Source organism: Campylobacter sp. JMF_08 NE1 (assembly GCF_027737875.1).
Classification (GTDB): domain Bacteria; phylum Campylobacterota; class Campylobacteria; order Campylobacterales; family Campylobacteraceae; genus Campylobacter_B.
Genome location: NZ_JAOVUC010000002.1, coordinates 210466 through 231245, shown reverse-complemented (window position 1 = coordinate 231245; position 20780 = coordinate 210466). Strand labels below are relative to the sequence as shown.

The 20780-nt window shown below is 41.6% G+C and carries 20 protein-coding genes; 18 read left to right on the top strand and 2 right to left on the bottom strand.

Features of this window, described 5'->3' with window-relative positions:
• The first annotated feature begins 27 nt into the window (after nucleotides 1-27).
• The 12 genes from aroB (at nucleotide 28) to tgt (ending at nucleotide 11428) form a co-directional block, all read left to right on the top strand.
• Nucleotides 28-1062, top strand: coding sequence for a 3-dehydroquinate synthase (gene aroB, locus OFN91_RS03090; protein ID WP_270873236.1), 1035 nt, complete (start codon nucleotides 28-30; stop codon nucleotides 1060-1062).
• Complete coding sequence (locus tag OFN91_RS03085) at nucleotides 1059-2726, top strand: mechanosensitive ion channel family protein (RefSeq protein WP_270873235.1); 1668 nt, start codon at nucleotides 1059-1061, stop codon at nucleotides 2724-2726. The genes aroB and OFN91_RS03085 overlap by 4 nt, the downstream gene beginning before the upstream one ends.
• The gene (mtaB, locus tag OFN91_RS03080) at nucleotides 2727-3965 is read left to right on the top strand and encodes a tRNA (N(6)-L-threonylcarbamoyladenosine(37)-C(2))-methylthiotransferase MtaB (protein ID WP_270873234.1); all 1239 of its coding nucleotides are present in this window, start codon (nucleotides 2727-2729) and stop codon (nucleotides 3963-3965) included.
• On the top strand, nucleotides 3928-5718 hold the full coding sequence (locus OFN91_RS03075) for an AAA family ATPase (RefSeq protein ID WP_270873233.1): 1791 nt from the start codon (nucleotides 3928-3930) through the stop codon (nucleotides 5716-5718). Before mtaB ends, OFN91_RS03075 begins: the two co-directional genes overlap by 38 nt.
• A 7-nt stretch (nucleotides 5719-5725) precedes the next feature.
• Nucleotides 5726-6256, top strand: coding sequence for a molybdopterin adenylyltransferase (mog, locus tag OFN91_RS03070; RefSeq protein ID WP_270873232.1), 531 nt, complete (start codon nucleotides 5726-5728; stop codon nucleotides 6254-6256).
• A 2-nt stretch (nucleotides 6257-6258) separates the two neighbouring features.
• Nucleotides 6259-6576: an HMA2 domain-containing protein gene (locus OFN91_RS03065; protein WP_270873231.1), complete on the top strand. Its 318-nt coding sequence runs from the start codon at nucleotides 6259-6261 to the stop codon at nucleotides 6574-6576.
• 218 nt (nucleotides 6577-6794) lie between these two features.
• Nucleotides 6795-7157 carry a hypothetical protein gene (locus tag OFN91_RS03060; RefSeq protein ID WP_270873230.1) on the top strand — a complete coding sequence of 121 codons (363 nt, stop codon included), beginning with the start codon at nucleotides 6795-6797 and terminating at the stop codon, nucleotides 7155-7157.
• A 9-nt stretch (nucleotides 7158-7166) separates the two neighbouring features.
• Nucleotides 7167-7466 (top strand): Cys/Met metabolism pyridoxal-phosphate-dependent enzyme, encoded by a 300-nt coding sequence (locus OFN91_RS03055; protein ID WP_270872019.1) that lies wholly within the window; start codon nucleotides 7167-7169, stop codon nucleotides 7464-7466.
• Nucleotides 7463-7831 (top strand): YtxH domain-containing protein, encoded by a 369-nt coding sequence (locus tag OFN91_RS03050; RefSeq protein WP_270873229.1) that lies wholly within the window; start codon nucleotides 7463-7465, stop codon nucleotides 7829-7831. The genes OFN91_RS03055 and OFN91_RS03050 overlap by 4 nt, the downstream gene beginning before the upstream one ends.
• On the top strand, nucleotides 7821-9995 hold the full coding sequence (locus OFN91_RS03045) for a heavy metal translocating P-type ATPase (RefSeq protein ID WP_270873228.1): 2175 nt from the start codon (nucleotides 7821-7823) through the stop codon (nucleotides 9993-9995). The genes OFN91_RS03050 and OFN91_RS03045 overlap by 11 nt, the downstream gene beginning before the upstream one ends.
• Complete coding sequence (locus tag OFN91_RS03040) at nucleotides 9985-10281, top strand: hypothetical protein (protein ID WP_270862364.1); 297 nt, start codon at nucleotides 9985-9987, stop codon at nucleotides 10279-10281. Before OFN91_RS03045 ends, OFN91_RS03040 begins: the two co-directional genes overlap by 11 nt.
• Nucleotides 10271-11428 carry a tRNA guanosine(34) transglycosylase Tgt gene (gene tgt / locus OFN91_RS03035; RefSeq protein WP_270873227.1) on the top strand — a complete coding sequence of 386 codons (1158 nt, stop codon included), beginning with the start codon at nucleotides 10271-10273 and terminating at the stop codon, nucleotides 11426-11428. The genes OFN91_RS03040 and tgt overlap by 11 nt, the downstream gene beginning before the upstream one ends.
• A 5-nt stretch (nucleotides 11429-11433) precedes the next feature.
• Here tgt and OFN91_RS03030 read toward each other — a convergent pair whose 3' ends face one another.
• Both OFN91_RS03030 and glmS read right to left on the bottom strand, forming a co-directional pair.
• Nucleotides 11434-12330: a hypothetical protein gene (locus tag OFN91_RS03030; protein ID WP_270873226.1), complete on the bottom strand. Its 897-nt coding sequence runs from the start codon at nucleotides 12328-12330 to the stop codon at nucleotides 11434-11436.
• 65 nt (nucleotides 12331-12395) lie between these two features.
• Nucleotides 12396-14219, bottom strand: coding sequence for a glutamine--fructose-6-phosphate transaminase (isomerizing) (gene glmS, locus OFN91_RS03025; RefSeq protein ID WP_270873225.1), 1824 nt, complete (start codon nucleotides 14217-14219; stop codon nucleotides 12396-12398).
• 134 nt (nucleotides 14220-14353) lie between these two features.
• Here glmS and mqnE point away from each other — a divergent pair, with 134 nt between their 5' ends.
• Genes mqnE through OFN91_RS02995 form a run of 6 tightly spaced genes read left to right on the top strand, consistent with a single transcriptional unit; the run spans nucleotide 14354 to nucleotide 20770 of the window.
• Nucleotides 14354-15442 (top strand): aminofutalosine synthase MqnE, encoded by a 1089-nt coding sequence (gene mqnE / locus OFN91_RS03020; RefSeq protein ID WP_270873224.1) that lies wholly within the window; start codon nucleotides 14354-14356, stop codon nucleotides 15440-15442.
• A gap of 2 nt (nucleotides 15443-15444) precedes the next feature.
• Nucleotides 15445-16665 carry a potassium/proton antiporter gene (locus OFN91_RS03015; protein ID WP_270873223.1) on the top strand — a complete coding sequence of 407 codons (1221 nt, stop codon included), beginning with the start codon at nucleotides 15445-15447 and terminating at the stop codon, nucleotides 16663-16665.
• Entirely contained in the window at nucleotides 16649-17944 is a 1296-nt protein-coding gene (locus OFN91_RS03010; RefSeq protein ID WP_270866754.1) for an NCS2 family permease, read from the top strand. The genes OFN91_RS03015 and OFN91_RS03010 overlap by 17 nt, the downstream gene beginning before the upstream one ends.
• 12 nt (nucleotides 17945-17956) lie before the next feature.
• Nucleotides 17957-18406 carry a phosphoribosyltransferase gene (locus OFN91_RS03005; RefSeq protein WP_270859160.1) on the top strand — a complete coding sequence of 150 codons (450 nt, stop codon included), beginning with the start codon at nucleotides 17957-17959 and terminating at the stop codon, nucleotides 18404-18406.
• A 23-nt stretch (nucleotides 18407-18429) separates the two neighbouring features.
• Nucleotides 18430-19584, top strand: coding sequence for an MFS transporter (locus tag OFN91_RS03000; RefSeq protein ID WP_270873222.1), 1155 nt, complete (start codon nucleotides 18430-18432; stop codon nucleotides 19582-19584).
• Nucleotides 19562-20770: a hypothetical protein gene (locus OFN91_RS02995; RefSeq protein ID WP_270873221.1), complete on the top strand. Its 1209-nt coding sequence runs from the start codon at nucleotides 19562-19564 to the stop codon at nucleotides 20768-20770. Before OFN91_RS03000 ends, OFN91_RS02995 begins: the two co-directional genes overlap by 23 nt.
• Nucleotides 20771-20780: the final 10 nt, after the last annotated feature.

Sequence of the window (20780 nt, the reverse complement as noted above, 5' to 3'; positions counted from 1 at the left end):
CAATAAGGCAAATAAAGGGGTTAGAATATGAAAATTGATATTGATTTGAAAGAGAAAAGTTACAGCGTTTTTATCGACGAATTAGCCAAAATTTCACTTCCTGGCAAGGTCGCAATCATCACAAACCCCAAGGTTAGCGGGCTTTGGCTCTCGTATTTGTTGGAGAGATTGGAGTGCGAGCAGAAATTTATCATCACGATTCCTGATGGCGAAGAGTATAAAAGCTTAGCCAGCGTGGAGCAAATTTTAGAGCAACTTTTTAGCTCCAAACTAGATCGCAAAAGCACGCTAATAGCACTTGGCGGTGGCGTGATTAGCGATATTACGGGATTTTGCGCGAGTATTTATGAAAGAGGGATAAATTTTATAAATATCCCAACCACGCTTTTAGCCCAAGTAGATGCTAGCGTAGGCGGGAAAACAGGCGTGAATAACCGCTTTGGCAAAAATTTAATCGGTTCATTTTATCAACCACGCGCCGTGTATTGTGAGAGTAAATTTCTCTCAACCCTGCCAGCGCGCGAATTTGGCGCAGGTGTGGCAGAAGCTGTGAAAATGGCGGTAACATTTGATAAAGAGCTGTTTGAGTATTTTTGCGAGCATGATTTGAAGAGCGATAGCGAAGTGGCCCATATCATCGCAAAATGCGTGGAAATAAAAGCTGGTGTCGTGGCGAGAGATGAGCGCGAAAACGGCGTGAGAGCGGTGCTAAACTACGGACACACCTTCGCGCATGTGATTGAGAATTTGACGAATTATTCTGTGTATTTGCACGGTGAGGCTGTGGCGATTGGTATGGTTATGGCAAATGATTTGGCTGTAAGACTTGGCAAACTAAGCGCAAACGAAGCAGAGAAAATTCGCGCGCTGCTCGCTAAATTTGGACTTCCGCTAAGCTATAAAATCCAAAATGTAGATAAATTTTACGAAATGTTTTATCTGGATAAAAAAAGTGCCTCAGGCAAGATAAAATTCATTATGCCAAAGGGAATTGGTGATTTTTTCGTATCTGATGATATCGATGAAAATCTCGTAAAATCGACATTAAGAGCGTTTCAATGAATAAAATTTTAACTCTTTTTTTATTTTTTGTTTTTGCTTTTGGCGAGGGAAATTTAAGCGAAAATTTAGCAGAGCAAAATTTAAGCTTATCAGAGCAAAACAGCTCCGCCACTAGATTAAATAAAGAATATGTCAATTCGAGCGAAAGTGCCGATGTAGCGATGATTGCTCCGCTTGGCGAGCAGATTAGGGCGATTGATGAGGAGATCAAAAACAATCTTTGGGTTAGCAGATTTGCGAATTTCATCGGTTACCAAGAGCTTTTAAAACAGCAAAAAATCTTGCAAGATGAGCAAAAATCCCTAAGCGACGCGGACGAGATCAACGAAATAGGCAAAAAACTTCGCGCCGTAAATGAGCAACTCTCGCTTTTAAAAGAGTATGAAAAAAGCCCATTTTTGGACATTGTCGCTATGCCAGAGACCCCAGAGCCAGAGCGTGTGAGCAATCCCTTTTCGATAATCACGGGTTTTTCGACGATACGAAATTTGCAAGAGCAAAAATTGGAGCAAAAACGAAAAATCGAAAATTTAAAGGTTTTGATAGAAAAACTCGAAACCAAGGCCGAATTATACGCCAAAGTGGAGAAAATTTCCCCAGATGATAAACTCATCAAAGATTACAAAAATTTAAAATATGAAATCGGCGAATTTAGCTCTGCTTACGAGCTTGCAGGCACTACTTATGATGTGTATGAGAAAAAAATAAACTCCCAAATCACCGCGCTAACTGCCGATATCACGACGCAAATCAAGCGCGCTGGAAATATCCTTATATGGATTGGCATAGTTTTGGCGTTGGCGTTTTTAGCCAAATTTATCGCCAAACGATATGTCATAAATGATGAAAATTTCTACCTTGTCAATAAAATCATAAATGTCATAAATTTCACCATTATCGTGCTGATTTTGCTATTTTCGTATATTGATAATATGACGCATTTTGTCACCGTGCTGGGCTTTGCTTCGGCAGGTTTGGCGATTGCGATGAAGGATATGTTTATGAGCTCGCTTGGCTGGCTTGTAATCGTATTTGGCGGCACATTTAGAGTAGGGGATCGCGTCAAAGTCTGCAAAAATGGCGTCGTGTATGTGGGCGATATCATCGATATTTCCGTGCTTAGAATGACGATTTTCGAAGATGTTACGATGACAACATGGAGAGAAAATAAACGCGCAGGTAGGGTTGTATTTATACCGAATAACTACATTTTTACAGATTTGCTGGCTAATTATACGCACTCCGGGTTAAAGACCGTTTGGGACGGCATCGATATCTTACTCACATTTGATAGCAATCACAAAAAAGCTATGTATATTATCAAAAACATAGTTAGGAAGTATTCGAAAGGCTATACTGATATCGCCAAAAAGCAAATGTCAAAACTTCGCTCTCAATACAGCATAAAAAACCCAAATGTGGAGCCTAGAATTTTTAGCTTTTTTGAGCCTTATGGTATTCAAATTTCGGTTTGGTATATGACGAATTCATACGCTACTTTGGGGCTTAGAAGCAATATTTCAAGTGAAATTTTAGAAAGCTTACAAAAAGAAGATGATATCAAAATCGCTTACCCAGCCTACACGCTTTACAACGGCAAAACTTACGGCGCAAACAAAGCGCCAAATTTCGAGCCAAACGAGCCACCTATGGGGGAAGTATAGGTGAGGGTGTATTTTAAGACCTTTGGGTGTCGCACGAACATTTACGATACTGAATTAATCAAAAAAATGGTGCAAAACGCGCAGATTGTGGGCAATGAGAGCGAAGCAGATATCATTGTGGTAAATTCATGCACCGTTACAAACGGCGCAGATAGCGATGTCAGAGGCTATATTTCGCGTATGAATAGGTCTGGAAAAAGGGTGATTTTAACAGGCTGTGGAGCCAAATCTCAGGGGCAAAATTTGCTAGCAAAAAATCAAATTTTTGGCGTTTTTGGTATGAGCCAAAAGGCCAAAATCGATGAGTATTTGCGAGCAGATACGAAATTTTACGATATCGGAGATTTGGAGTATAAAGAAAGTAGCGTGCTTGGCGATTTTGAGAATCACACGAAAGCCTTTATCAAAATCCAAGAGGGTTGCGATTTTTCGTGTGCTTACTGCATAATCCCTTCTGTAAGGGGGCGCGCGCGCTCTATCGATGAGAATTTGATTATAAATGAGGCGCGAAATTTAGCCCAAAATGGTTTTAGCGAAATCGTCCTAACTGGCACGAATATCGGAAGTTATGGCAAAGATAGTGCCACATCTCTTGGGGCTTTGTTGCAAAGGCTTGGCGGGATTTTGGGCATAAAGCGCATTAGGCTGGGTTCAATCGAGCCAAGTCAGATTGATGAGAGTTTTCGCGAAATTTTGGGCGAGAGCTTTTTGGAGCGACATTTGCATATCGCTTTGCAGCACACTTCGCAGACTATGCTTAGCATTATGCGTCGCAGAAACACAGCGTTTAGGGATTTGGAGCTGTTTTTGGAGCTAGGCGAGAGAGGGTTTGCGCTTGGGACTGATTTCATCGTCGCTCACCCAGGCGAGAGCGAGGAAGTCTGGGGCGAGGCGGTTGAGAATTTCAAAAAATTCCCGCTTACGCACCTGCACGCCTTTATTTTCTCTCCGCGCTGGGGCACAGCTTCTGCTTCGATGAGTGGGAGGATTAATGGCGAAGTGGCGAAAGCTAGGCTTAAAATGCTTAAAAATATCGTAGCGTTAAATAATTTCGAGTTTCGCAAAGCTCACAAATCGCCACTTTCGGTGCTAGTAGAGCGCAAAAACGGCGAATTTTTCGAAGGATACGATGAGTTTTATAATAAAATTTTGATAAAAAGCGAAAAAGATTTATCTAAAAAATGGGTAAGGATAGAAGATTATGAAGTCAAATTTGAGTCAAATGTGGCAGAAATTTAAGGCAAACAAGCTAAATTTGATCCTTGTGTTTTTGGGATTGCTTATCGTTTTGCTTAGTATTGTGTATTTCAAAGATGACGCGCAATACATCAGCGAGCGCGAATTTAGCGAGCTTATGCAAAGGGATTTAATCAAGCGAGCCCATATCGAGGACGGCGCGCTAAATTTCATTTACGAGGGCAAAAGATACCGCATTTTAGCCGATATCGTCGATCTCAAAGAGCTGGCAAATCACGCAGTTATCAGCAAATCGCACGGCAATAGTGGCGAAATGACAATCAGCGCGATTTTGGTGATTTTCACTTTTGCTTTTTTTCTTTTTGTCTATTATTTTGAAACCGTGCTTTCGCGCCGTAAAAAAGGGCAAAATTTAGCTTCGCAAGCCCAAAATACTGCGCCGCAAAATTTCGCACCAAACTCATTTGAACCAGTTAAAAGCGATGTGAAATTTAGCGATATTGCAGGTATTAGCGAGGTCAAAGACGAGCTAATCCAAATCGTAGATTTTCTAAAAAATCCGCTCAAATACCAAAAATTTGGCATAAAACTCCCAAAAGGCGTTTTGATGATAGGAGCGCCAGGTGTGGGAAAAACGCTAATTGCAAAGGCCGTAGCTGGCGAGGCTGGCGTGCCGTTTTTTTACCAAAGCGGGGCGAGTTTTGCTGAGATGTTTGTCGGAGTGGGCGCAAAGCGCGTCAGGGAGCTCTTTGCGAGGGCAAAATCGTGCGCACCTGCGATTATTTTCATCGACGAAATCGACGCTGTGGGCGGTAAAAGGGGTGTTGGGCGAAATGACGAGAGAGAGGCTACGCTCAATCAGCTTCTAACAGAAATGGACGGATTTGAAGAAAATAGCGGTGTAATGGTCATCGCCGCGACAAATAAAATCGATTTGATCGACGAGGCTCTGCTTCGCTCTGGCAGGTTTGATAGGCGCATTTTTATCTCACTACCAAATTACAAAGACAGGATTGAAATTTTAAAAATTTACCTTGCGGATAAAAAATTTGATTTAAATATAACCAAGGTAAGTCGCCTTTGCGTGGGATTTAGTGGGGCAGGCGTGGCGACATTTGTCAATGAGGCTGCTATGAAGGCATTGGAGAGGGGAAGCGATAAAATCGAGTTAATAGACTTCGAAAATGTGCGCACAAAGGTCTTTTATGGCGTGCAAAAAAGCCAAATTTTAACCGAAAACGAAAAAGAAATCCAAGCTTTTTATCAGGCTGCAAAGGCGCTAATTGCGTATTGGTATTCGATGAATTTCGATAAAATCGAGCTTTTAAACGATAAATTTTTAAACGATGATTTCGAAATCCGCTCCAAAACCCAAATGCTAAATCAAATCAAAGTCCTACTCAGCGGCACCGCAGCCCTTGCGATACACAAAAACGACGCCTTTACAAACGGCTCAAACGATGTCAAAGAAGCGACCGAGCTGGCGCAAAAAATGGTCTATGAATACGCTATGGGGGATAGTTTCGTGCCAAATCCAGTCAGCGTCAATGAGATATTAAATTCGTGCTTTGAGGATGTGGGCGAGACGCTTCGCACTATGCAAGAGGCGCTAAATTTGATAGCGAAGCAAATTTTTGTTTATGAGTATATCACTCACTCTGGCGTGCGCTCGATCTTGCAACCAGAGCTTGATGAGGACGAGGAAAATTTGGGCGAAGAGCAGGGTGAAATTCACAGCGAAATTCAGAGCGAAACACCTGCGCCTAGAAGTGATAGATTAAATTTCGATGATTAGGAAAGATATGCAAAAAAAGGTAAAAATAGGAATTTTAACCATTAGCGACCGCGCTTCAAGCGGGGTTTATGAAGACCTTGGCGGCCCAGAGATAAAGCGCATAATGAGCGAGTGGATAGAGGGCGAGGTGGAATTTGACTACCGCATAATCGCCGATGAGAGCGCGCTAATCGAGAAAAGTTTGCGAGAAATGTGTGGTAACGGGTGCGACGCTGTATTTACCACAGGTGGCACAGGTCCAGCCCCGCGCGATGTCACGCCAGAAGCTACCGAGGCAGTGTGCGAAAAAATGCTACCTGGTTTTGGCGAGTTAATGCGCGCTGTGAGCCTAAAATATGTCCCAACCGCCATTTTATCGAGGCAAACGGCCGGTATTTACAAAAACTCTCTTATCGTAAATTTGCCGGGCAATCCAAAGGCGATTTTGCAGTGTTTAGAGCCGATTTTCCCGGCGATTCCATACTGCATAGATTTAATCGGTGGTGCTTATATCGAGGTAAGCGATAAAATCACAGCTTTTCGCCCAAAAAAGAAGTAAAAATGCAAATTGAGAAAAACGATATTTTAAATTTCGCCAAATATTTCACCAAAATCGCCCACACAAGGGGGCGTTTGCGAATTCGCGTAAGCCCCAAGATTAGGGAGATTAGCGGGGTTAGTGAGGCGGAATTGAAGGCGAAAATCGCTAGTATTAGCGGGATAAAAGAGTATAAATTTAACCCGCTAATTGGCTCTTTGACGATTTTTTATGACAGCCAAATTTTTAAGCCCCAGCTGTGGGAGGAGTTTTTATCTGGGCAGGTTTCGCCTGAGCTAATTTCGCTTGTAAATTCTACGGCTAATGATATTTGCTCTTAAAATTTTCATAATTAAATGAAAATCGTTTTTATAAATTCAGCTAATTTTATACAAAAATATTCTATTATTTCACACTAAAAATTTGATAAATTTATCGTTTAAAACGCCTTGAAATTTTGATTTTAAGGTGTTTTAGCGTAAAATCAAATTTTACTTTTTCTAATTATGATAGCAAAAATCATAAGTATGTAAATTTCAAAATTTTAAAAGGAGAAATTATGCCGATTAGATTTTTTTTAGGTTTAGTTTTTGGCGGGGCTAGTGTCTATGCGCTCACAAATCGCAAAAAAATCGCACAAGGTCTTAGCGAGCTTGCCAAAAGAGAGGGCGCAAAAAAGCTAAAAGATAAGGTAAAAAGCGCGAGCAAGGGCGTTAAAACCACGCTAAATAGGGCAGGTGATGAGATTAGCGAGAAATTTAAAAATGCAAAAGGCGAGCCAGAAAAAACTGCTAATGAGCCGAAAAAATCCGCAAACAAAAAAAGTGTCGAAAAACCAGTGAAAAAACCACGCGCGAAAAAATCAACCACCCCTAAACCGCGCGCCAAACGCGCAGAGGGCGCGACTGAGACGCAAATTTAAGGTTAGGGTATGAATACAAAACTAACTTTGTCGCGCTCGCCAATCGATAATGCCCTAAGTGGCGCGCTAGCTGGGGCGATTGCTGGGGCTGCGAGCGAGATTGCAAATGTCAAAAAAGGAAAAAACAAAAAGCAGGCTATGCGCGACGGGCTAAATTCGGCGCTTCGTGGAGGCATCATCGCAGGCGGGGCGATTTATAGCGCAAACAAACTTGTCCAGGGCGAGTATTTGGGGGCGCTTGTGGGCGCAGTTTTGGCGACATGCGCGCTAGAAATGAGCGAAAATTTAATTACAAAGGAAGAAAAATGAGCAAAAAAAAGATTTCTAAAAAAGAGTTAAAACAAATTTTAAAATATTGCGAAAACAGCGCAAATGGCGAGCTTGGCGAGCTATCAAAATGGATAAATAGCGCACTTGGTGGCAAAAAATCCAAAAACCTTTCAAATTTTGCCGGGCTAAATCAATTAGGCAAAAGCAAATTTTTTAAGAAAAATTCATTTCTAAATGGCGCAATTTTGGGCGCTGCGGTTGTGTATTTTTTCACTAACGAAAATGCGCAAACAAACCTTTTTAAATTTATCGCAAAGGGCTCAGAGCTCTTTGAAATGGGGATTGAGGAGATGAAGGAGCGTTTTTTGGACGCAAAAGCGCAAATGAGCGAAAATGAAATTTGAGATAAAACACGAGTGTGCGGGGCGAATCAGGCTTAAAATTTGCGCTTTTAAAAATTTAAATGAGGGCGAATTTTTAAAAGAAATTTCAAAATTTAGTGGCGTTAAAGAGTGCAGATTTAACGCTAAAATCGGTGCTTTAATTATAAATTATGACAAAAATTTTACTAGGTTAGCTTTCAAAAATACTGCCCGCAAAGCCAAGGGCGAGAGTGAGGGCTCCCGCAATAGCGCAAACTCTCGCAAGAGCGCAAATACTAGCACTCGCGACGAGTTGATAAAGCACCTAGTGAATTTAGACTTAGCCAAATTTAAGCGCGCCAAAAAGCGCGAACGCTCACATGCCCCTAGCAAAAACGCTTTGATTGTCTCAGCTGCTGCGCTTGGGGCGAATTTTTTCTTTCGAAATTCGGCGTTTGTGCGACTTTTTAGCTTGATTGCTTGTTTGCCGCTGCTTAAAGAGGGGGCAAAAGAGAGCCTTGCGCATGGACTAACTTCTAAAACGCTTGAAGCTTTGGCTGTGGGGATTTCCTTTGGCAGGGCCGATACTTTCGCGGCAAATAGCACAAATACAATGCTAGCCCTTGGCGAGTATATGGAAGAAAGCACCGTTTATAAAAGCGATGATTTGATAAAAGAACTAGCCAAACCTGATATTAGCGAGGCGTGGGTCGAGGTAGAGCAAAACGGCGAAAAAATCGAGATGAAAATCCCGGCCAAAGAGCTTAAAACAGGCGATATCGTCGTGGTAAGATCTGGCGATATCATCGGCGTAGATGGCCATATTTTAAGCGGAGAAGCACTCATTAATCAATCCTCCATGACAGGCGAAGCCTTGCCAGCGCGCAAAAGCAGGGGCGATAGTGTGCTATCTGGCACGATTGTCGCAGAGGGTAAAATTCGAATTTGGGCTGAGAGCGTGGGCGATGAAACATCAGCGCACAGTATCAAAAAATACATCGCAAACGCACTCAAAGAGCGCTCGCAAATCGGCGCGCGTGCGATGAGGCTGGGCGATAAGCTAGTGCCTATTACCTTTGGGCTAGCTGGGGTTTCGTATCTGATAAATCGAAATTTTACTAGCGTTGCCTCTGTTTTGCAGGCTGATTATTCTTGTGCGCTCAAACTCCCAACGCCAGTTGCCTTTAAATCGAGTATTTCAAAGGCTGGCAAGGCTGGAATTCTCATAAAAGGGGCGAAAGCCTTAGAGAGCCTTGGAGCTAGCGATACCTTTGTCTTCGATAAAACAGGCACGCTCACACACGGGAATTTAGAGGTCGTAAAAATCATATCCTTTGATAAAAATTTCAGCAATAAAGACATTTTAAATTTGACAGCGAGCGCGGAGGAGCATTATTTCCACCCAGTCGCCCAGGCTATCGTTGAAGCAGCCAAAAAGCGTGGATTTATCCATGTCAGCCACGATGAGGTCGAATTTGTCGTAGCGCACGGGGTGAAAACAAACATAGAGGGCAAAATTTTAATCATTGGCTCGAAGCATTTTTTACAAGATGATGAGATGATAGATTTTTCTCCGTTTAAAAAACGGATTGAAAATTTAGAAAATCGCGGCCTCTCGCTACTTTTTATCGCATTTGACGGCAAGCTTTTGGGCGTGATTGGACTGCGTGATAGACTTCGTGATAATGCTAAATTTGTGATTTCCCAGCTTCGCAAAATAGGGGTCAAACAAATCATAATGCTAAGTGGCGATGTGAAGCAAAAAGCCGATGAAGTGGCGCGCGAGTTGGGGCTTGACGCGGCGTATGGGGAGCTTTTGCCGACGCAAAAAACCGAGATTATCAAAGATTTGCAATCGCGCGGGCATAAGGTTACATTTATAGGCGACGGCATAAACGACGCTCCTAGCCTAATGGCGGCAGATGTGGGGATAGGTATGCCTAGCTCTGCACACATCGCAAAGGCGAGCGCGCAAATTTTGCTTTTGAAAAACGATATCGAGGGCGTGGCGAAAATCAAAGCCGCAGCAGATGATACACTAAGGCTGATTAGGCGGAATTTTAACGCCACCGTTGGGATAAATTCAGCGATTTTGCTTTTGGCTACGCTTGGGATTTTAAGCCCGATATCCACGGCGATTTTGCATAACGGCACGACGATTGCTCTGCTTTTAAATTCGATAAAAGGGGCTAAATTTGAAAAGTAAGGATAAAATTTTGGATTTGCAATTTCAGCGAAAACTAGCCAAAAACAGCCTTGCAGTAAGTATGGGAATCTGCGCGTTTAGCGGGTTTAAAAAGGGCAAGGCATGGCGCAAAATCCACAAAATAAGCGGAATTAGTATGCTTGGCTTTGCGATTTGGCACGCAAGTCTGTATGGCACGAGATACAGCGAGTATTTAAGCGGACGCAAAAATTTCAAAAACTCTAAAAAAGGCAAAAACTTTGGTAAAATAGCGCAAAATTTACCAAAGGAAAATAATGAAATTTAAAATAGACGCAAAAGACGGCGCAGCGCGCGCCTGCACCCTAGAAATGGCGCACGGCGTGGTGCAAACGCCGATTTTTATGCCTGTTGGCACGGTGGGTGCTATCAAAGGCCTAGACGCGCACGATGCGAGCGAAATACTAGGCGCAAAGATAATCCTAGCAAACACATATCACATGTATCTGCGCCCAGGAGCTAGCGTGGTAGAGGAGTTTGGCGGACTTCATGGATTTAGCAAATTTGGGGGAAATTTTCTAACAGATAGCGGTGGGTTTCAGGCCTTTTCACTGCGGGCAAACACCAAAAACGACGAAAACGGCATAAAATTTAAAAGCCATATTGACGGAAGCACGCATTATTTCACGCCTCGCTCTGTGATAGAGACGCAATACGCGCTAAATTCGGACATTATGATGATTTTAGATGATTTGGTCGATTTGCCACGCAATCCAAACGAGCTTGAAAGCGAGGCTAAAATTAGGCTAAAAAAGCGCATTGATTTGAGCGTGAAACGCACTATAAAATGGGCAAAGGAAGCAGTGGAATTTCACAGCGAAAACAAAGCGCGCGGATCTCACACTCACCAAAATATCTTTGGCATTATCCAAGGTGGCACGGATTATGAGGCGCGAAAAGAGTGCGCGCTCGCACTTTGTGAAATGGGCTTTGACGGGCTTGCAATCGGCGGATTGAGCGTAGGCGAGACAAACGAGCTAATGTATGACACGGTCGAGGGGGTTATACCTTTTATTGATGAAAACAGACCGCGCTATTTAATGGGCGTGGGCACGCCAGAGGATTTGGTCGAAAATGTCGCGCGGGGCGTGGATATGTTTGATTGCGTAATGCCTACGCGAAATGCGCGTAATGGCACGATATTTACAAGCAGGGGCAAATTTAGCATTAAAAACGCTTGTTTCGTCCATGACCATGGACCACTTGATGATGAGTGCGATTGCTACACTTGCAAAAACTTTTCGCGCGGGTATTTAAACCACCTATTTCGCGCGCACGAGCTGACATTTTACCGCCTAGCAAGTATTCATAATCTGCATTATTATCTAAATTTAGTAAAACAAATGCGAGAAGCGATAATGCGGGGCGAATTTGCTAAATTTAGGCTAAATTTTTACGCCAAAAGAGCTAAATAAAACGCCTAAACAAGGCGTTTTATAAGCAAAAACGAAAGTATATAAAGTGGCGCGATAACAGCACAGATTGCGACATGCTGCCACCAAATCAAATCAGGGTTAATAAAGCCAAAAAATCTGTTTAGCACATTTGCGCTAAATACAGCCACGAAATCCACAATCAGGGCTAAAATGAAGAGTTTGACCCCTGTTTTTTTGCTAAGATAAAAAAATGCCTTGGCTTTGTAAAAATATCCGCAAAACCCCAGCACGCCTAGCGCGCACAGCAGGCCAAGGCCGTATTTTTGCAGCCCAAAGAAATTATTCATTTCTGCTAGTGCGACAATCAAAGTTAGGATAAAAAATAGATTAAATGAGTTGATTTGGCGTTTGGCGTATAGATCGTGCGTGGCGACTGCAAGGCCGTTAAATGCGAAATTTAGCGGTATTAAATAGGCAAGTAACCAGATAAAAACTATGGCTAAATCTACGCAAATCCCAACCGAAGCTGAATTTGCAAAGCCCAAATTTGCGCTATTAGCGAGCAAAAATGAGATTATTTCGCCTTTGAAAAACATTAATCCCCCAGCGAAAATCAGTGGCAAAATGCACGAGAGAATTCCGTGTTTGCGTATGAAATTTGAATAAATTTTGCTCTCTAAATTTTCGTTTTGTTTAGGCTCGATTTCGACGAATTCGAAATTTACCTCTTTTTTGAGAAATGAAGTCTCGTCCTGTGGCTCTGGGCTTACGCCGTCTTTTATGTATTTGATAAAAACTGCTTTGTCTTTTTCGGCGATGAAGCTTACAAAATCGCCGATTTTTAAATTTTCGTCGTGGAAATCAAAGGTAGAGTAGGTGTATCTTTTGCCATCGTCGCCTAAGATTACAGATTTGTTTAGAATTTGTCCTGCAAGTTTCATAAAAACCCCGTGAAAGTGAATTTTTCACGGAATTTTATAAATTTAAAGTAAATAAATATTTAAAATTATTCTACGGTTACACTTTTTGCCAAATTTCGTGGCATATCCACATCGTTGCCAAGGCGCACAGAGATTTCAAGCGCTAAAAGTTGCAGTATTATCATCATTTCGAAAAATTCAGCCATTGGGCTGGTTTGGTCGCTGGTTTTGATAAAATCATCTGCTAGGTCAAATTCTTTCGGACTTATCGCCAAAATGTAAGAATCCCTAGCAGCGAGCTCTTCGACATTGCTTTTGGTTTTCTCATATAGCAGAGATTGTGGCATTAGCGCGATTGTGAAAAGGTGCTCGTCTGCTAGCGCGATTGGGCCGTGTTTCATCTCGCCACTTGGATAGCCCTCTGCGTGGAGATATGAAATTTCTTTTAGTTTGAGTGCGCCCTCTAATGCTAGCGGATAGAAAATATCCCGCCCGATAAAGAAAAATCCATGTCCGTGCAAATAGTGCTTGCTAAGGCGGTAAATTCGCTCTTGCAGGCGCGGATCAACTTTTAAAATTTGTGGAATTTTAAGCATTGTTGAAATTTGCTCGTTTTGCTCGTCCTCGCTGATAGTTTTGCGAAGCCTTGCAGCATAGACGCTTAGCATCCATAGCACCATGACCTGCGTAGCAAAGGCCTTTGTGCTTGCCACGCCCTTTTCGATACCAGCGCGAGTTAGGATTACACTGCCTGCTAAGCGCACGATTGAGCTGTTATCGACATTGCAGATTGCTAGGGTTTTTAATCCTGCTTCTTTGGCGATTTTTAGGGCTTCTAGGGTGTCGGCTGTCTCGCCACTTTGGCTAATTACGATAAAAAGCGCGTTTGGGTTTAAAAACGGCTCTTTATAGCGAAATTCGCTAGCGATTTCGATTTTGGTGCGAATTTTGGCTAGTCTTTCGAAAAGATACGCGCTAACTAGCGCAGCATGGTAGCTCGTGCCACACGCACAAATCATAATCTCATCTACACCCTTAAACAAATCAGGCGAAATTTCATCAAATTTAATATCCCCAGCCTTTATCACGCGCCCCATCATGGTCTCTGTGATGACTTGGGATTGCTCGTAAATCTCTTTTTCCATGAAAAATCTATAACCCTCTTTTTGCGCGTAGCCCTTGTCTTTCGGAAGTTCGCCGTAGTTTGGAGAGATTTTTTTGCCGTTTTGATATACGCTGATTTCATCGCTATTAGCCACGCCATACACGCCGTCATCTAGGTAGGTAACCTTGCTAGCTAGTCCGATTAATGGCGCGTCTGATGAGCTAAACAAAACTTCACCACTCTCGCCAAATCCCACGATTAGTGGGGCTGCGTTTTTGGCGAAAAATACCTTCCCAGGTGCTGCTTTTGTGATCAAAAGTGTCGCGTAAGCCCCATGCAAGCGTGCAATCGTAGCCTCGTAAGCCTTAAATGCGTCGGCGTGAATTTTATAGTATTTTTCAAACAAATGCACGATGACCTCAGTGTCTGTTTGGCTTAAAAACACCACGCCCTCGCTGCTAAGCTCATCTTTTAGCTCTTGGTAATTCTCAATAATTCCATTATGCACCACAAAGCTAAATTCGCCAAAATGCGGGTGAGCGTTTAGCTCGGTCGGTTTGCCGTGCGTCGCCCACCTAGTATGCCCGATCGACACGCCAAAACACTCGCTGCTAAAATCAGCCATTTTTTCATCTAAATTTTTTAGTTTTCCAACAGCCTTAAAATATGTAATATTCGCATTTTCCATGCCCTCCATAATAGCGATTCCAGCGCTATCATAGCCTCTGTATTCAAGCTCTCTTAGACCATTTAGGACGATATTTTTTTTCTCTTTATTTCCGATATATCCTACGATTCCGCACATTTTTAAATTTTATTCCTTTCAGTAAAATTCGTAAAATTATAGTAATTTTTCGTAAATCGTTAGAAAATTTTTAAAAAATTAGCTAGATTAAATTTTAAAACTATATAATTACGATTTAAATTTTAGGAAGTTTTATGGAAATATTAAAAAAATTAGAAAATAATGAAAGATTAAATTTCGATGAAGCGACCAAATTGTGGGACTTAGACCTTTTCGACCTAGCTAAATTTGCAAATTTGATTAGAGAGCAAAAAAACGGCAAAAAGGTGTTTTTCAACTCAAATCGTCATATAAATCCTTCAAATTTGTGCGCTGATACCTGTAAATTTTGCGCTTTTTCGGCTCATCGCAAAAACGAGAAGCAATCTTACACAATGAGCAAAGATGAAATTTTGGGCATTGTGGCTGATACTGTGGAGAGAGGCACCAAAGAGGTGCATATCGTAAGCTCGCATAATCCAAATTTAAAGCCTGAGTGGTTTTTCGATCTATTTAGCACTATAAAATCTAAATTTCCAAATTTGCATATCAAAGCAATGACCGCAGCCGAGGTGGATTTTTTCAAGAGAAAATGGAAAATGCCTTACGAAGAAACTTTGCAAAATATGATTGCTAGTGGCGTAGATAGCATGCCTGGTGGCGGTGCTGAGATATTTGATGAGGGCGTGAGGGAGCAGATTTGCAAAGGAAAGGTAAGCTCGGCAAACTGGCTTGAAATTCACAGAATTTGGCATAAAATGGGTCGCCAAAGCAACGCAACTATGCTTTTTGGCCATATTGAAAATTTCGCTCACCGCACAGATCACATTTTGCGAATTCGCGCTTTGCAAGATGAGGCCCTTAAAAACGGCAATGGTGGCGGATTTAACGCATTTATCCCGCTTGTGTATCAAAGAGAAAATAACTATTTGCAGACGCCTAAGGCTATGGGTTCGGCTGAGATTTTAAAAACAATCGCAATCGCCCGAATTTTGCTGGATAATGTCGCGCATATCAAGGCGTATTGGGCGACTTCGACGCTAAATTTAGCCTTAGTGGCGCAAGAATTTGGCGCAGATGATATCGATGGCACGATAGAGAACGAAAGTATCCAAAGCAGCGCAGGCGCGCAGAGCAAAAAGGGTGTGAATAAAAAAGATTTTATCGATTTAATTCAAACTGCTGGATTAATCCCAGTCGAGCGCGATAGTTTGTATAACGAAATCCAAATTTATGCGAGTTAAAAATGGAAATTTTACTAAGTAGCCTGAATTTATATATCATCGGTATCGGTGTTATACTCTTTATCAGTGTTTATGCTAGTAAAATTTCAGAAAAAATCGGGCTTCCGCTTCTGCTTGTGTTTTTGGGTTTTGGTATGTTGCTAGGAAGCGAAGGCATTGTGGGCATCGAATTTGACAATCCGCATTTGGCACAAGCTGTGGGGACAATCGCCCTTGTTTTCATACTTTATAGTGGCGGATTAAATACCAAATTTGAACACATTAAAAGCGTTATGGTAAGCGGGGTTTTGCTTGCGACCATTGGTGTTTTTCTGACTGCTTTGATAATGGCGGTTTTTATACATTTGGTTTTGGGTTTTGCGCCACTTCACGCACTTTTACTTGGCTCGATTATATCTTCGACAGACGCAGCGGCTGTGTTTATGATTTTGCGAAGCCAAAAAATCAAGCTCAAAAATGGCTTAAATGAACTTTTGGAGCTAGAAAGCGGCAGCAACGACCCTATGGCGATTTTTTTGACAATCGCTATTTTAAATTTGATAGTTTTAGCCCAAGATACAACGATAGAAAAAATGCTAATGCACTTTTTCTTGCAGTTTGCAGTCGGCGGAGTTTTGGGCATTGCGTTTGGGTATTTGTTTCCTAGAATTTGCATAAATTTACGCCTTATGCAAACAGGACTTTACCCGCTAATTAGCATTGCGTGGCTACTTATAATGTTTGGGCTAAGCTCGCATTTGGGCGGTAATGGATATTTAAGCGTCTATATGGCTGGGGTTTTGGCGAACAAATACGCATTTCCAAACAAAGAAAATATCATAGCATTTCACGAAGTGATTGCGTGGATGATGCAAATCGTCGTATTTTTGACCCTTGGGCTTTTGGTTTTTCCATCAGACCTGCCTCAAATCGCGCACAATGCGATTATTTTGTCGCTTGTTTTGATTTTTATAGCTAGGCCAGCTAGCGTTTTTATCTCACTTATCAAAAGCAAATATTCCAAATTTGAAAAATTTTATATTTCGTGGGTAGGGCTAAGGGGTGCAGTTCCTATCATACTTGCGACATATCCTTATGTTTATCATTTAGAGGAATCTCATATTATTTTTAATATCGTTTTCTTTATGGTTTTAATCTCGGTTTTAATCCAAGGAACGACTATAAATTTTGCAGCAAAAAAACTAAATATCACTGAAAAGGACGGCGATGACTTCGTTATTTAAGTTAGAAGAGAACAAAACTTCTATCAAGCAAGAGTTGAATGCGGGAATTACCACATTTTTGGCTATGATTTATATCGTGCCTGTAAATGCTATCATTATGAGCCAAACAGGCATGCCATACGAGGCGTTAGTTACTGCAACTGCGCTAATTACAATATTGGCGACGCTTTTTAATGGCTTTTTTGCAAATACGCCTGTCGCACTTAGTGTGGGTATGGGTTTAAATGCGTATTTTACATTTGGGCTTTGTATGGGAGCGCAAATTCCATGGCAAACAGCCCTTGGAATCGTGTTTTTGAGCGGATTTTTATTTACTGTTCTTTCATTTACAAATTTCCGAATTTGGGTTATCAAATCAATTCCGCTTGATTTGCGTCGTGCGATAAGTGCCGGTATTGGCGCATTTATCTGCTTTATCGGACTTAAACAAATGGGCATTATCGTAGCCGATCAAGCTACCCTTGTCGCTCTTGGCAATTTGCGCGATCCACTTGTTTTGCTTGGTCTTGGCGGACTTACTATCATGATTTTGCTTTTTGTTTTGCAGGTAAAAGCTTCGTTTATTTTGGCGATTTTGATTACCTCTGTGATTGCATGGGTGTTTGGGATCTCGCCTAAACCAGAGGGTATCGTCTCGCTTCCTGCTTCAATTTCGCCGATTTTTGGACAGCTTGATATCATGGGCGCGCTAAAACTCGCGTTTTTGCCATTTATCATCACATTTTTTGTAACTCACCTTTTCGATAGTATCGGCACGCTAACTGGTGTCGGAAATAGGGCGAAAATTTTTAGCGACGAAGATCCTGAGGGTATGAAAAAACTAGCGCGAAATTTAACTGCCGACGCTGTTGGCTCAGTAGGTGGCGCGATAGTGGGCACTAGCACGGTTACGGCTTTTGCAGAAAGCGCAAGTGGTGTCGAGGCTGGTGGTCGCACTGGTCTAACTGCTGTATTTGCGGCGGTTTGTTTTATTTTGACGCTATTTATGCTTCCGCTTTTTAAAGCGATTCCAAGCAACGCGATTTATCCAGTTTTGGTAATGGTTGGAATTTTGATGTTTAGCGAGCTTGGCAAGCTTGATTACAGCGATATTGGAATTTTAATTCCGGCGTTTTTTATCGTTATGCTTATGCCTTTTACATATTCGATTACAAATGGTCTAAGCTTCGGATTTATCAGCTATTTGCTTGTGCGCTTGGTGCAAAGAAGGTTTAGCGATATAAATTTGGGCGTTTTGGTGCTAGCAGGGATTAGCGCGCTGGTATTTATTTTGCATTAATAAGGAGAAAATATGAAATTTTACAGCTTCGAAGAACTTGATAAAGATAGTAGAATCATCGCCAAGCAGGTGCGCGATAGCTTCGCGCCTGACGCGATTGTAGCGATTGCGCGTGGCGGGCTGACATTTGGTCATGCGCTGGCAAACGCACTTGATATGAGGACGATTTTTTCGATTAACTCAATCCACTACGCAGATACGCAAAAGCTCGATACAATCGATGTTTTTAATATCCCTGATTTGGAACTTTATAAAAGAATTTTGCTAGTCGATGATATCATCGATAGTGGCGATAGTATGGTCGAAATCAAGCGTGTTTTGGAGGAAAAATACCCTAATGCCGAGATTAAAACAGCGGTGATTTTTTACAAAAGCAAGGCACTAATCCAGCCTGATTTTAAAATCAAAGAGACCGATGAGTGGATTAACTTTTTCTGGGAAAATTACAAAATAGAAGAGTAAATTTTAAAATTTAGAAGTGGGCTGTGAAGAATTTTAATTTTTTGATTTTATATTTTTGTGCGGTTTTAGCAATGTGCATTATGTATGCGCCACAGCCCCTGCAACCGCATTTCGAGCAAATTTTGGAAATTTCAAAATTTAAAGCCTCGCTTTTTACCACTGCGATTTTGGCTCCACTTGCATTTGCTTCGATAATTTATGGCTATATTTTAGAAAAAGTTTCGATTAAAAATGTCCTAGTGGGGGTGTTTTTTGTATTTGGCGCGAGCGAAATTTGCTTTGCTTTTGCAGATAGTTATGAAATTTTGCTTACTATTCGCATAATCCAAGGCTTCATCGTTCCAGCGGCCCTGACTGGGATAATGAGCTACATCTCCCAAAGCGCAAACAAACAAAACCTAGCCAGCGCAATCGGCGCGTATGTGGGTATGACGATAGCTGGGGGATTTATCGGGCGATTTTTGAGCGGATTTTTTACCGATTTGTTTGGGTGGAGATTTTTCTTTTTTGTGCTTGGAGTGCTTGCATTTGGCGTGAGCGCGCTACTTTATAAAATTTTGCCTGTGATTAAAATCAGCCTTGTAAAGCCTAAAATTCGCAACATAGCCCAAATTTTATCAATTCCGCGAAATATCTATATTTTTTGCGCGATTTTTGGCATGTGCTTTGTCTTTCAAGCTACGCTAAATGTTTTGCCATTTGAGCTAAAAAGGCTTCTTGGCGAATTTAACGGCTCGAAAATCGGCTTTATGTATTTTGGCTATATCGTGGGAGTTTTTATTTCCTTTAATGTCGCGCGAATTGCGAATTTTTGCAAGGGTCCGACAAACGCGATTATGATAGGGTTTTTGATATATTTCATCGCGCTTTTGCTTTTGCATGTGGAGAGTTTCGGCGTGATTTTTGGTTCGATGATAGTGTTTTATTTCGGCTCGTTTATGGCGCACTCGGTCGCCACTGCGCATGTCAATAAAAAGGCCACCGCTCACAAGGGCATTACAAACGGACTTTACATTAGTTTTTATTATTGTGGCGGGGCTTTGGGGAGTTTCGTGCCTGGATTTTTGTATGATAGCTTTGGCTGGGGAGCCTTTTTAAGCGCGCTTTGCGTGGTGGTTATGGCGTCGATATTTTTTATATGGAAACTAAAACGATATGAGCTTAGAAAAAATCATTAAAAACGAAATTTTAATCCTAGCGATTTTGTTTTGTGCTGACGCGCTTTTTTTGATTTACGCCATATCAAATTTAAGCATAAGCTACTACGAGGCTGAAATTTTTTATAACCAAAACAGCCTAACTTCGCTCATAGCAAATGTTTCGTGCAAAATTTTCTCTCAAAATGATTACGCGCTAAGGGCGCCTTTTTTGATTTTGCATTTCATAAACTGCGCCTTGATTTATAAAATTTCAAAATTTACCCTAAAACGCAGATTCGATAGACTTGTCGCAACTGCGCTATTTATGGGGCTTCCTGCTTCGATGAGTAGTGCGATTTTGCTAAATCCAGCCGGCATTATTATCTTTGCTACGCTTTTGGCATACTATTTTGCCAAAACCAAAAACTGGGGTGCGTTAATCGCTGTTTTGGTGCTTAGCGCCTTTATCGATAGGGCGTTTTTTATGCTTTATATCGGTTTTGGAATTTGGGCTTTGAGATCTGGGAAGCGAGAAATTTTCGTGCTAAATTTGGCGCTTTTTATATTTAGCATACTCTTTTATGATATCGACACGCAGGGCAAACCGCGCGGGTATTTCCTAGACGCTCTTGGCGTATTTGCGGGGGCGTTTTCGCCTTTTGTTTTTTTGTTTTTTGTCTATGCGATTTATCGAATTTGGATTAAAGAAAACAAAGATTTGCTCTGGTATATCGCTACTAGCGCGTTTTGTTTGGCACTGATTTTTTCGCTTAGACAGCGTGTGGCTATGGAGATGATGCTTCCATACTGCGTGATTGCGACGCCACTAATCGTGCGGGTCGTGTTTAATTCATACAGAGTAAGGCTCCCTAGATTTCGCTCTTTTCACAAATTTGCGCTTGGTCTTAGCCTTTTTAGCTTGGTTTTTAGCTATTTTTCTGTGATTTTTAGCGACGCGATGTATGTGGTGTTTTTTCAAAATCGCCCTAGCAAACATTTCATTTATAAATTTGATGTGGCAAAAAATTTAGCTAATGAGTTAAAAAAGCGCGGGGTTGCAAGCGTGCTTTGCGATGATGAGCAAATGCAGTTAAGGCTTAAATTTTATGGTATAAACAAAGGTTTTGAGGCCATAATAGAGGAAAAAAATGAAAGAAATTTCGATCAAAGTATTGATATTTATAAACTAGGCGTTCAAATTGCGAAATTTTATGTTAAAATATAGCGAATTTTTA

Bases quoted from the DNA above. Each gene is read 5' to 3' on its own strand.
- aroB (WP_270873236.1), top strand. From the start codon at position 28: ATGAAAATTGATATTGATTTGAAAGAGAAAAGTTACAGCGTTTTTATC.
- OFN91_RS03085 (WP_270873235.1), top strand. From the start codon at position 1,059: ATGAATAAAATTTTAACTCTTTTTTTATTTTTTGTTTTTGCTTTTGGC.
- OFN91_RS03075 (WP_270873233.1), top strand. From the start codon at position 3,928: ATGAAGTCAAATTTGAGTCAAATGTGGCAGAAATTTAAGGCAAACAAG.
- mog (WP_270873232.1), top strand. From the start codon at position 5,726: ATGCAAAAAAAGGTAAAAATAGGAATTTTAACCATTAGCGACCGCGCT.
- OFN91_RS03065 (WP_270873231.1), top strand. From the start codon at position 6,259: ATGCAAATTGAGAAAAACGATATTTTAAATTTCGCCAAATATTTCACC.
- OFN91_RS03060 (WP_270873230.1), top strand. From the start codon at position 6,795: ATGCCGATTAGATTTTTTTTAGGTTTAGTTTTTGGCGGGGCTAGTGTC.
- OFN91_RS03055 (WP_270872019.1), top strand. From the start codon at position 7,167: ATGAATACAAAACTAACTTTGTCGCGCTCGCCAATCGATAATGCCCTA.
- OFN91_RS03050 (WP_270873229.1), top strand. From the start codon at position 7,463: ATGAGCAAAAAAAAGATTTCTAAAAAAGAGTTAAAACAAATTTTAAAA.
- OFN91_RS03045 (WP_270873228.1), top strand. From the start codon at position 7,821: ATGAAATTTGAGATAAAACACGAGTGTGCGGGGCGAATCAGGCTTAAA.
- tgt (WP_270873227.1), top strand. From the start codon at position 10,271: ATGAAATTTAAAATAGACGCAAAAGACGGCGCAGCGCGCGCCTGCACC.
- OFN91_RS03030 (WP_270873226.1), bottom strand. From the start codon at position 12,330: ATGAAACTTGCAGGACAAATTCTAAACAAATCTGTAATCTTAGGCGAC.
- glmS (WP_270873225.1), bottom strand. From the start codon at position 14,219: ATGTGCGGAATCGTAGGATATATCGGAAATAAAGAGAAAAAAAATATC.
- mqnE (WP_270873224.1), top strand. From the start codon at position 14,354: ATGGAAATATTAAAAAAATTAGAAAATAATGAAAGATTAAATTTCGAT.
- OFN91_RS03015 (WP_270873223.1), top strand. From the start codon at position 15,445: ATGGAAATTTTACTAAGTAGCCTGAATTTATATATCATCGGTATCGGT.
- OFN91_RS03010 (WP_270866754.1), top strand. From the start codon at position 16,649: ATGACTTCGTTATTTAAGTTAGAAGAGAACAAAACTTCTATCAAGCAA.
- OFN91_RS03005 (WP_270859160.1), top strand. From the start codon at position 17,957: ATGAAATTTTACAGCTTCGAAGAACTTGATAAAGATAGTAGAATCATC.
- OFN91_RS02995 (WP_270873221.1), top strand. From the start codon at position 19,562: ATGAGCTTAGAAAAAATCATTAAAAACGAAATTTTAATCCTAGCGATT.